Origin of the sequence: Dyella mobilis, assembly GCF_016904945.1 — a bacterium.
Taxonomy (GTDB): Bacteria; Pseudomonadota; Gammaproteobacteria; order Xanthomonadales; family Rhodanobacteraceae; genus Dyella_B; species Dyella_B mobilis.
Genome location: NZ_JADIKF010000040.1, coordinates 1,267,685 through 1,278,942, shown reverse-complemented (window position 1 = coordinate 1,278,942; position 11,258 = coordinate 1,267,685). Strand labels below are relative to the sequence as shown.

At 64.1% G+C, this 11,258-nt stretch carries 8 protein-coding genes; 3 read left to right on the top strand and 5 right to left on the bottom strand.

Translation table 11 applies throughout. The annotated features are described in order from the left end of the window. Positions 1-100: 100 nt before the first annotated feature. The 3 genes from ISS99_RS22055 to ISS99_RS22045 all read right to left on the bottom strand — a co-directional run bounded on the left by ISS99_RS22055 (position 101) and on the right by ISS99_RS22045 (position 4,317). Complete coding sequence (locus ISS99_RS22055) at positions 101-2,356, bottom strand: xanthine dehydrogenase family protein molybdopterin-binding subunit (protein WP_204633741.1); 2,256 nt, start codon at positions 2,354-2,356, stop codon at positions 101-103. Beyond that, positions 2,353-2,886, bottom strand: coding sequence for a (2Fe-2S)-binding protein (locus ISS99_RS22050; protein ID WP_204633740.1), 534 nt, complete (start codon positions 2,884-2,886; stop codon positions 2,353-2,355). The genes ISS99_RS22055 and ISS99_RS22050 overlap by 4 nt, the downstream gene beginning before the upstream one ends. Positions 2,887-2,997: 111 nt before the next feature. Then, on the bottom strand, positions 2,998-4,317 hold the full coding sequence (locus ISS99_RS22045; RefSeq protein ID WP_204633739.1) for an APC family permease: 1,320 nt from the start codon (positions 4,315-4,317) through the stop codon (positions 2,998-3,000). A 247-nt stretch (positions 4,318-4,564) separates the two neighbouring features. Here ISS99_RS22045 and ISS99_RS22040 point away from each other — a divergent pair, with 247 nt between their 5' ends. Beyond that, on the top strand, positions 4,565-5,185 hold the full coding sequence (locus tag ISS99_RS22040; protein ID WP_204633738.1) for an outer membrane protein: 621 nt from the start codon (positions 4,565-4,567) through the stop codon (positions 5,183-5,185). 65 nt (positions 5,186-5,250) lie between these two features. Here ISS99_RS22040 and ISS99_RS22035 read toward each other — a convergent pair whose 3' ends face one another. Both ISS99_RS22035 and ISS99_RS22030 read right to left on the bottom strand, forming a co-directional pair. Continuing rightward, positions 5,251-6,129 (bottom strand): PhzF family phenazine biosynthesis protein, encoded by an 879-nt coding sequence (locus ISS99_RS22035; protein ID WP_204633737.1) that lies wholly within the window; start codon positions 6,127-6,129, stop codon positions 5,251-5,253. Positions 6,130-6,228: 99 nt separating this feature from the next. Continuing rightward, positions 6,229-8,160, bottom strand: coding sequence for a S53 family peptidase (locus ISS99_RS22030; RefSeq protein WP_204633736.1), 1,932 nt, complete (start codon positions 8,158-8,160; stop codon positions 6,229-6,231). Between the two features lie 492 nt (positions 8,161-8,652). Between ISS99_RS22030 and ISS99_RS22025 the strand changes: the two genes are divergently transcribed. Then, positions 8,653-9,309, top strand: coding sequence for an outer membrane beta-barrel protein (locus ISS99_RS22025; RefSeq protein WP_204633735.1), 657 nt, complete (start codon positions 8,653-8,655; stop codon positions 9,307-9,309). Positions 9,310-9,462: 153 nt separating this feature from the next. After that, entirely contained in the window at positions 9,463-10,977 is a 1,515-nt protein-coding gene (locus tag ISS99_RS22020) for a fumarate hydratase (RefSeq protein ID WP_204633734.1), read from the top strand. Positions 10,978-11,258: the final 281 nt, after the last annotated feature.

The window sequence follows — 11,258 nt, the reverse complement described above, 5'->3', positions numbered from 1 at the left end:
TTGGGGGGGTGTTTGGTTCTCCGAGCTCCCCCTCGGCCCGCCGCCCCCCCCGCCGTGGGGGGGGGGGGCCCCCCCCCCCCCCCCCCCCCCCGCGACTGCATCACAGCAAACGCAGCCATTCCTTCATCAGCGGCAGGCGACGCACGCGCACTGCGCTGACGCGGAACACCGCGTTGGCCAGCGCTGGCGCGGCGGACGGCATGGCGATGAAGCTGGCGCCAGCGGGATCGCCCTCGCCAGGTACGGTGATCACTTCGACGCTGTTGGGCAACTGCGCCATGCTGGCCAGCGGGTAATCCTTCCAGCCGCTTTGCTGCACCTTGCCGTCCTTGACGGTGATGGCCGGGTTGAGCGCGTTCGACAGTGCATCGAGCGTGGCGCCGGCCACCTGGTTTTCCAGGCCTTTGGGGTTGATCACCCGGCCCACGTCGACCGCGCAGACCACGCGCTCGATGGTGAGCTTGTCGTTCTGCATGGACACTTCGATCGCGTGCGCAACATACGCGCCGTTGATGTACCAGCAGGCCAGTCCCAGGCCGTTGACCGAGCGCAGCCAGTCTTTCCAGTTGATGCGATCGGCGACCAGCTTCAGCACATTGGTCAAGCGTGCGGTATCGATTGCGCCACCGCCTTGCAGCGGCACCAGGCGCGGATCGCCGATCAGGCGCAGGCGCGTGTCGAGCGGGTCTTCTTTCAATGCATGCGCGATTTCATCGATGAAGCAATCGGCGGCAAACGCATTGGTGACATCCGGCATGCCGCTGTGCGGACCGCGCGGTATCGACGAAGTGAGGCTGAACCAGTCGCTGCGATAGTTCGGCACGAAACCGGCGGGAAGCTGGTTCACGCTTACTTCGGACGTCCACAGGCGATCGCTGGATACGCCGCGCCCGGTCAGGGCCGAGGCGCTGGCCACGCGCTGATTCCACGCAATCACGTGGCGCTTGGCGTCCACGATGGCGCTGAACTGATGCACGCAGCCGGAGCGGTAATAATCGTGGGCGAGGTCTTCGTCGCGAGGCCAGAACAGGCGCAGCGGTTTCTTGATCGCCTGCGCGAGCAGCACCGCTTCGGCCACGTAGTCGTGATCGAGCCGGCGGCCGTAGCCGCCGCCGATGCGCGACAGGCGGATATCGATCTGGTCCGGTGCAAGTCCGGTCAGGCGCTGCACCACGCTGTACGCCTGCTGTGGCGACTGGGACGGCACGTAGAGGAGCGCGCCGTTCTTGTCGATGTTCACCAGGCAGTTCATCGGTTCGCTGGCGGCGTGCGCGAGCCACGGCTGGTAATAGGTGGCGTCGACGCGGCGCGCCGCCTTGCGGCGGGCCTTGTCGATGTCGCCATCGTCGCGCACGCGCGTGGTCGGCGCGCTGTCGCTGCCAAGCAGCGAGGTGGCCTGCTGTTCCAGCGCGGCGGTGCTTTCGCTGCCGCTGGCGCCGGGTTTCCAGTTGAGCTTGAGTGCGCGGCGGCCCTGCAGGGCCAGCCAAGTGGTTTCGGCGATCACGGCGACGGCCGGCGCGATCACCGTCTGGCCCGGCGGCAGCTTGGGATCGGGCTTCAGCTCGATCACGTCGAGCACACCCTTGATTGCCAGCGCGGGCGCCTTGTCCAGTTGATCGAGCGTGCCGTCGACCCAGGGGCTGTGCGCGAGCACGGCCACCACGGCGTCGCCGAAGTGCTGGTCGAGCGAATAAAGCGTGCGGCCGGTGACGATGCCCAGTGCATCGATGTCGCCAGCAGGTTGTCCGATCAGGGTGTAGTGATCGGGGGCTTTGAGAGGAATGGGCGATGGCAGCGGACTGATTTTTGCCGCGGCCGCCGCCAACTGGCCGTAACCGAGACGGCGGCCATCGGGAGCGATCACCGTGCCTTTCTCGACGCGCAGGCGATCGGCAGGCACGCCCAGTTGCTGCGCCGCTGCTTGCAGCAGCAGCGTGCGCGCGAGTGCGCCGGCTGCGCGCAGGTCGTGCCACGCGCGCGGAATGGAATTGCCGGTGCCGCCGACTTGCTGGCCGTACAACCAGCGCGGCGCGCCGTTGTTGTTGATCACGCCCAGGCCCAGCGGTACCACGCGCACGCGCAGCCAATCGGCATCCAGCTCGTCGGCGATGATGCGCGGCAACGAAGTGGCGACACCGGTGCCGGTGTCAGGGTCGCGGGCGCCGATCAGTACGCCGCCATCCTGGTCGATGCGCACATACGCACCCAGGCTGGAGAGATTGTCGCCGAGCATGTCCGGCGGTATCGGTGCCGCATCCGCGGCTTCCGCCGCACGGATGCCCACGATCAAGGCGCCGGCCGTGCCGGCGATCACCTGCAGAAAGCGGCGGCGCGAGAATCCAGCCTGACCGCTCATGCCTTGGCTCCTTGCTTCATCACCCCGGCAGCACGCTTGATGGCGCTGCGCACGCGCGTCTGGCAGCCGCAGCGGCACAGATTGGGCAGGGTGTCGATGTCGCCGTCGTTGGGATCTTTGTGGCGGTTGAGCAAATCCATCGAGGCGATCAGCCATCCAGGCGTGCAGTAGCCGCAGCCGATCGCGTCTTCGTCGATAAACGCCTGCTGCAACGGATGCAGCTTGCCCTTGCTGTCGGCCAGCCCTTCGACCGTAACCACCTGCTTGCCCGACAGCTTGCTCATCGGTACGCCGATGGACGAAACGGCCTTGCCGTTGACCAGCACCAGATCGGATCCGCCCTCGCCATGCTCACCGGCGTATTTGGTGCCGTCCAGGCGCAACACTTCGCGCAGATACCACAGCAGCGGCATTTGCGGATCGCCGGTATGGCGGTAGCGTTCGCCGTTGATCTCGAGGTCGATACCGGGGCGGATTGCGACCGGGGTGATTTCCCCCGTCTGCGCCGGCACGGCGTGGTCTTGCGCCATCGATGACTTCTCCTAGTGCCTGGGGATGTTCTGCTGTCCGCCGTGTAGGCGTTGTGCTCAGCCGTGGATCGGCGCATCCCGATCGTCACATTGTGGCATTGCCGCAAGAAATTAGGGATGCGCGGGCCTGAACAGGTGGCGCCACACCCAGTAAACCGGGATGCCGGCCGCCATGATGGCCAGGCCGATGCCGGTATCGCTGACGCTGGTCATCAGGCTCTCCACCATCACCCAGCCGACGGTCGCCATGAAAATCAGCGGCAACAGCGGATAGCCGGGCACGCGGAACGACACCGCTTCGCGCTGACGGTGGCGATACCAGATCAGCGTGCTTACGCCCACCGCGCAGGCCAGCCAGTCGCCGAAGGTGGCATAGCGCAGCAATTGGCCGTAGCTGCCGGACAGCACCAGCACGATCGACCAGCCGACCAGCAGCAGCAGCGCGATATTGGGCGTGTGATGGCGCGGGTGCAGGCGCCCTACGTTGGTGAAGAACAGGCCGTCCTCGCCCATCACCTGCAGCACGCGTGCGCCGGCGACCAGAGTGATGTTGCAGAAGCCGAACGTGGAGATGGCAATGCCGACGGCGATCAGCTTGGCGCCGAACGGGCCGAAGACCTTGCCCATCACCGCCGCGGCCGGCGTGCTGCTCTGTGCGAGTCCGTCGTGGCCCAGCACCGCCAGATAGGCGACGTTGACCAGCGCATACGCGGCGATCACCCCCAGCATGCCCAGCGTCAGTGCGCGGGGCAGGGTGCGTTGCGGCTCGCGCACCTCGCCGGCCAGGTTGTTGAGATAGGTGAAACCGGAATAGGCGAACAGCACCGGCAGCGAGGCGTCCATGAAGCCCACGCCGGCGCGAGCGGGGTCCGCGGCCAGGATCGGCGTGCTGCCGGCGCCCGCCAGGAACAGCCCGCACACCACCAGGATCGCCACGGCCAGCAGTTTCAGCAAGGTGAACAGATTCTGCATCTGTACGCCGAATTTCAGCCCAAACAGGTTGATCAGCGCGACCAGGACCAATGCGCCCGCTGCCAGCGGCGTCGCCATGCTGGCCGGCAAGCCGAACACGGAGGCGGTATAGCTGGCGAAGATGGTGGCGACGGCGGCGCTCGATCCGGAATAGATCACCAGCAGCATCGTCCAGCCGAACAGGAAGCCGGCCAGCGGGCCGAAAGCCTCGCGCAGATACACATAGCTGCCGCCGGCATGCGGGCGGCGCGCGCCCAGTTCGGCGTAGCACAGCGCCCCGATCAGAGTGAGCACGCCGGCGCCCACCCACATCAGCAGTAGCGCGAGCCCCGATTCGGTTTGCTGCGCGGCCGTGCTGGGATTGAGAAAAATGCCGCCGCCGATGATGCCGCCAATCACCACCAACGCCGCATCCCGCAGGCGAAGGCTGCGCTGATAGCCGGTAACCGGAGACGTCATGAGAGCAACCCTGGGAGACGAAAGCCGCAGCATGGCAATCGGGCGGCGATCCGGCAAGCGCCCTGCTGCGCCCGGCACACGTGACAAAGGTTTGCTTGCGCAGCGGCACGGTCTTCCTAACAATGGCGAGCCCGTGACTTTTTCTTAACGGGCGCAAGAGTTTGCGTTGGGGAAATGACGCCAGCTCGTAGTGGCCGGATCGTTGCGTTTGTTCGTCGACAACAACCCACTCTTATCAGGGGCTTCAATGAAAAAATGGATTTCAATGGTCGCCATCGGGGCGACGGTGGCTGCTACGTCCAGCGCGGCGATGGCAGCGGATGGCCAGTTCTTCGTCAACGGCGAAGCGGCGGGCTCGGATGTCAACATCTCCAACCTGCAGGGCCGTAGCGAAACCAGCGCCGCTGGTGCGTTGCGCCTGGGTTACCAGTGGAATGTCGGTACGATTTCCTGGGGCGTGGAAACCGGTTACGCCGACCTGGGCAAGGTCACCGGGTACAACTATGGTGCCGTATCCGATGCGGGCGGCCCGTATGATCCGCTCCGGCTCAACGTCACCACGCGCGGCGAATTGCTTGGCGGCAATTTCAAGCTGCACTACGGCGACTACGGCTGGTTCTTCTCCGCTCGCGGCGGCTGGTTCCACTCGCAGACCCACGCCAGGGTGAGCGACCAGCTCGGTTATGCATCGGTCTCCAGCAGTGCTTCGGGCGATGGCGTGTACGCAGGCCTCGGCGTGGGCTACGACTTCAACCAGCACATCGGCGTGAGTCTGAATTACGACTTCTACCAGACCCGCGCCAACGGAATCTACGACGGCCATTTCAACACCAGCATGTACGGTGGTACGTTCGAATACCGTTTCTGATTCCGGGCGTCAGCTCAGGCAACAACGCAACGGCCGCTTTCGCGGCCGTTGTCGTATGAATAGCCTCAACCGAGTTCGACTTCGCCGCGAATCGAAATCACGCATTGGCCGCCGATGGCGATGCTTTCGTCGCGTCCATCGCGGGTGACGTCGACATAGCCGTCGCACCCCACTTCGCGTCCCTGGCTTGCCCGGTAGTGCGGACCATAGGTTTCGTCGCCACTGTCTGCGAGAAAGGCCATGATGCAGGCGTTGGCGCTGCCGGTCACCGGGTCTTCGGGAATGTTGTCGGCCGGGCAGAACGCACGCACGGCCATCGCGGCGTCACCGGTTTGCGCGCGGCCGAACACGGCCACCCCGATGGCGCCGTGTTGCAGGCACGCGGCGGCGATCGCCGGCAGATCGGGCTGCAGCGCGCGCACGGTTGAGGCGTCGCCCAGCCGGCAGATAAACCAGCTCGGACCGTTGTTCACCAGGCGTACCTGCGCTTCGTCCAGCGTTTCGTGCAAGGCATACGCGATGGTTTCGTGCAGGGCAGGGGCAATGCGCTCCACGCGGGCAGGCGGTGCCTGCACGTGAATCGTGCGGCTGGCATCGCGGCCTTCGACGCGCACGGGCAGCAGGCCGGCCGCGCATTGCTGGATCAGCGTGGATTTGTCTGCAGAGACCAGACCCGATTCCAAGGCCGCGTAGGCGCTGCCGACGCTCGGGTGCCCGGCAAAGGGAAGTTCGCGCCGCGGGGTAAAAATGCGCACGCGGTAGTCCGCGCCCGGTTCGGTGGGCGGCAGGAGAAAGGCCGTTTCGGAAAGATTTGTCCAGCGCGCGAAATCGCGCATGGTGGCCTCGTCCAGGCCGTCGGCATCCACGACCACGGCCAGCGGATTGCCCTTCATCGGCTGGCGGGAAAAAACATCGAGCTGCAAAAAGCGTCGTTTGATGGGCATGGCGACATCGAGGTGGAAGATTCCACTCATCGTAGCCGCGATGTCGCCGCAAAAAAACGGACCGTGCGCAGGCACGGTCCGTTTGCTGGACTCAGTTGCTCAGAATCCGCTTTGCAGGAACATATCGAGGTTCGCCACGTCCAGCGAGCCGATGCCTGCGCCCTGGTTGTAATGCGGCTTGCCGTAGTAGAACCAGTTGTCGCCGGCACGAATGCTGTGGAAAGGCGTGAACCAGCCATAGCCGAAGATGTTCTGGATCGCGTACACCTGCGGGTTCCACAAGCCGATGCGATGGCCCGTGCTCTGGCGCAGCAGCGCGGTAATGCCATTGAGCTGCGGCGCCACGAAGCTGGTGCCGCCTTCGCCGCTGTTGAGGCCGCCGTCATAGGTGGAGACGAACACGTAACCGGTAAACGGGTCCGCATTCAACGAGATGTCCGGCACGTTGCGGCCATGGAAATGGCTGGGCAGGATCAGGTCGGTGGTGAGCCCCGCAACCGGATCGTTGTACACCAGCGACTGATTCGGCTCGCTGGTGCGGATGCCGTTGGTGAACTGCTGATAGAACGGCGTGTGCCAGTACACGCTTACGCCGCCGCCGCCACCGTTGGAGAACAGGTTGACCACGTTCGGGCCGATGTACGTGTTGAAGTAATTCTGCAGGTAATCCCAACCCCACACGCTTTCCTGCGTGATCGACTCGGTCGGGCCGGTGCCGAACGCATACTTGAAGGGCGTGGTGGTGCCACCGGCCGCAGTGATGAACGGATCGGAGGCAGGCGAATCGACCGTCAGCGGCGCGGAGAAATCGCCGACCGCCGAACCGGTGGGAAGGCCGCGTGCCGTGTCATAAGCGCCCGAGTCGCCGGCCGCGGCAAACAGCGATTGTCCCTGTACCGCCGCTTCCAGGAAGATCGAATGGAACGCGCGCAGATCGCCCACGTCGGTGGTGTCGGTGTCGCTGGCGCCGTTGATGTTCAACGCGGCGAAATTGTAGATTTCCGGCGAGCCCCAGCTGGTCGAGATGCTGTCGGCGACATTGTCGGACACCGCCTGCGCGAACGCGTCGACGTAACCGTTGCCGGTGCCGTTAGGGGCGTCGTACACGATGATGTTGGCATACGGCGCCACGCCGCCGGACTGTTCCACGTCGATCGATGTTTCACCGCTGCCGCCGTCGATCGCGCCGCCGCCATCCACGTGCACCTGGGTGATGCGGTTGGACTTGGTCTGCAAGCCGATATCCGACCAATAAGTGGTCGCATCGCTCGGGTAGAAATTGGACAGCGTTACGATCGCGATGGTCGAACCCTTGCCGAGCACGCCGCGGTCGTACAGCGGATTGATGTCGTAGAAGTTGGCCACGTCGCCCACGGTGTATTGGCCCGGTATGCCCGAAGCAGTGGGGTTGCTGTTGGAGCCGGTCGAGCCGGCGGCCAATGGCTGGATATTCGGATGCTGGCCGTTGAACGCCGTGAATGCCGGCGCCGAGGTGCGATGCGAGCGATATTCGCGTTCGTTATTCAGGCCGCTCACCACGTCCACCACGTCGGCGATCGTCGAGGGAACCTGCGGCTGGCTGGCCGGTTTGTGGAAGCGACGGCCGTCTTCGCGCGACACGTAGCTGTGCAGCGAAGTGCTGAACAATGCGTTGAGCTGCGCCGTGGTGCCGCTGGTGCGGATCGCCAGGTGGCTCGGCAGCACCTGGCTGTTCAAGCCCTGCTGCTGCAGATAGGACTGCACGCGCGAGATCGCGTCGTTGCTTGCACCGTATTGCTGGGCGAACTGGCTGGTGGTGAGAAACTGGTGGTAATGCGCGCTGCCCGGCGTCACGGTCTGCTTGATGTAATCCTCAAGCGCGGCTTCGTTGCGCAGTTTCAGAAACAGCGTCACCTGCACAGGCTGACTGGCTGCGACGGCGCCGGCATCGACAGCGGGGGTGGCGTTGGCGGCGATGGCGCCGGTGCTCAGACCGGCGAGCAGCAGACCCAGTGACAGCGGAAGCGATTTGCGGTGCAACTTCGCGAACATGGTGTTCCTCCTGATGGACACAACACATCCGTTCACGCGAGGGCAGGGCATCGGACACGCACTACTGCCTCAGCGGACGAACCGTTGAGCGATGGCTTGAGTTCTGTTCTTCCCCGCGACGAAAGCTCGCCTCCCCTGACGACTGACGTTGCGCCGCCCATGCAGCCTATAGCGCTCTCAGTGGCAGTGGAAGTGCCTGAGAGACATGTAGGCGTGCGTGAATTTTCATATAGGAAAAATTCCGATTCTCTTTCCGCAAAGACCCGGAAAAACGCTATGTGCCTGTCATTTCTAGAGTTGCGTCATGCACTTTTGAATGCCTCATAAAAACGACAAAACGTTTCGAGTAATCCAAACCCTACCTTCGCTCAGGGAAGTTCTATGGGGATCGGTGCCGGGGTCGGCTACATTTCGCGCCGTCTTCCGCCGGAGCTAGCGCAATGCGTGCGCGGTTCGATGGATACGAGATCACTTCAACAAGGAATCCGCACCATGCGCAAACTCGTTACGCTCGCCGTGGCACTCACTCTGGGCACGGCTTCCGCCGCCGCATTCGCCGACGGCAACGTCTTCGTCAATGCCAATGCCGGGTATTCCGACTACAACTTCAATCGGAGCGACTATTCCGAACCCGGTGTCTTTACGCATTTGCGCAAGCGCGATCCGGCAGGTGCCCTGCGCGTGGGTTATCGCTGGCGAAGCGTCGTCGATTACGGTGTGGAAGCGGGATACGGGTATCTGGGGCAGGGTGAATTGAAAACGCTGTCGCCGGACGGCGAATCAACGCGGTCCAAACAAAAGAACCGTGGCTTCCTGCTGGGTGGCAACCTCAACTACAACATCACCGACCAATGGTACGTGTCGGCGCGCGCCGGCTGGTTCCGCGGTCGCAATACGTACAGTTTCTACGATCACTTGACCTCGGGCGGCAGCGAATCCTTCCGCGGCACCGGCACCGCCACCGGTGAATATCTCGGCGTGGGTGCCGGCTTCAATGTCAACCGCCATTTCAGCCTCGGGCTTGCGTACGACACGTATCACACGCCCAGTACCCCGGTGCGCAGCTCCAATCCTTATTTCGATGGTAGCCAGCCGATTCGCGGCACCCGCGCCGGCATGCTCTCGATCCAGGGCGAATACCGTCTGTAATCCAGTTGTTTGTCATCCAGGCGTGCCGTCTGGTCTTTTGGCCGCCTTCGGGCGGCCTTTTTTTATGCTGCGGCCCAATTGCGGCACAATAGCGGGGTTGTGCCCGGCGAGTGCAAGGCTGGCCGGGCTCCCCTCCCAGTCGAAGCAGCCGCCATGACCACCATCAAGCAAGACGATCTGATCCAGTCCGTCGCCGACGCCCTCCAGTACATCAGCTACTACCACCCGGTCGACTACATCACCAACCTGGCCAAGGCCTACGAGCGCGAAGAATCGCCCGCGGCCAAGGACGCGATGGCGCAGATCCTGATAAATTCGCGCATGGCCGCCGAAGGCCATCGCCCGCTGTGCCAGGACACCGGCATCGTCACCGTGTTCCTGAAGGTGGGCATGAATGTGCGCTGGGACGCCACGATGTCGCTGGAAGACATGGTCAACGAAGGCGTGCGCCGCGCCTATAACGATCCGGACAACAAGCTGCGCGCCAGCGTGCTGGCCGATCCGGCCGGCAAGCGCAGCAATACCAAGGACAACACGCCGGCGGTGATCAATATCTCGATCGTGCCGGGCGACACCGTCGACGTGATCGTGGCTGCCAAGGGTGGCGGTTCGGAGGCCAAGTCCAAGTTCGTGATGCTCAATCCGTCCGACTCCATCGTCGACTGGGTGCTCAAGACTGTGCCGACCATGGGCGCCGGCTGGTGCCCGCCGGGCATGCTGGGCATCGGCATCGGCGGCACGGCCGAAAAGGCCATGCTGTTGGCCAAGGAGGCCCTGATGGAGCCGATCGACATCCAGGATCTGATCGCCCGCGGCCCCAGCAACCGCGCCGAGGAGCTGCGACTGGAGCTGTACGAGAAGGTCAATGCGCTGGGCATCGGCGCCCAGGGGCTGGGCGGTCTCACCACCGTGCTGGACATCAAGGTCAAGGACTACCCGACCCACGCCGCCAACCTGCCGGTGGCGATGATTCCCAACTGCGCCGCCACCCGCCACGCGCACTTCACCCTGGATGGCACCGGCCCGGTCGCACTCGATCCGCCCTCGCTGGAAGACTGGCCCAAGCTCACCTACGACTCCTCCAAGGGCCGCCGCGTGAATCTGGATACGGTGACGCGCGAAGAAGTGGCCAGCTGGAAACCGGGTGAGGTGCTGTTGCTCAACGGCAAGCTGCTCACTGGCCGTGACGCCGCGCACAAGCGCATGGTCGACATGTTGAACAAGGGCGAGAAACTGCCGGTCGATTTCCACGGCCGCTTCATCTATTACGTCGGCCCGGTCGATCCGGTGCGCGACGAAGTGGTCGGCCCCGCCGGCCCCACCACCGCCACCCGCATGGACAAGTTCACCGAGCAGGTGCTGGCCCAGACCGGCCTGCTGGGCATGGTCGGCAAGGCCGAACGCGGCCCGGCGGCGATCGAGGCGATCAAGAAGCACCAGTCGGTGTACCTGATGGCCGTGGGCGGCGCGGCTTACCTGGTGTCCAAGGCCATCAAGGCCTCGCGCGTGGTCGGCTTTGCCGATCTGGGCATGGAGGCCATCTACGAATTCGAAGTGCAGGACATGCCCGTCACCGTCGCCGTCGATTCGGCCGGCACCTCGGTGCACAAGACCGGGCCGCGCGAGTGGCAGGCGAAGATCGGCAAGATCCCCGTACTCGTAGAGTAAGACCATGCGCGTAGCGCATACGTTCGCCTCCTCTCCCCTCCGGGGAGAGGATTGAGGTGAGGGGCCACGGCTTGCGCGGCGCCTCATCGCTTTAAGCCCTCTCCCCTCCGGGGAGAGGGTTGGGTGAGGGGCCAGGGCTTGCGCGGTGCTTCATTTGAATCGCTCTTCGATCTAGCTCTAACCCAAGATTGCCCCCTCACCCCAGCCCTCTCCCCGAAGGAGAGAGGGAGCAAAAGATTGCCCGCATTTAGCCATCCATATGCCTTATCGCCGGTTGCATT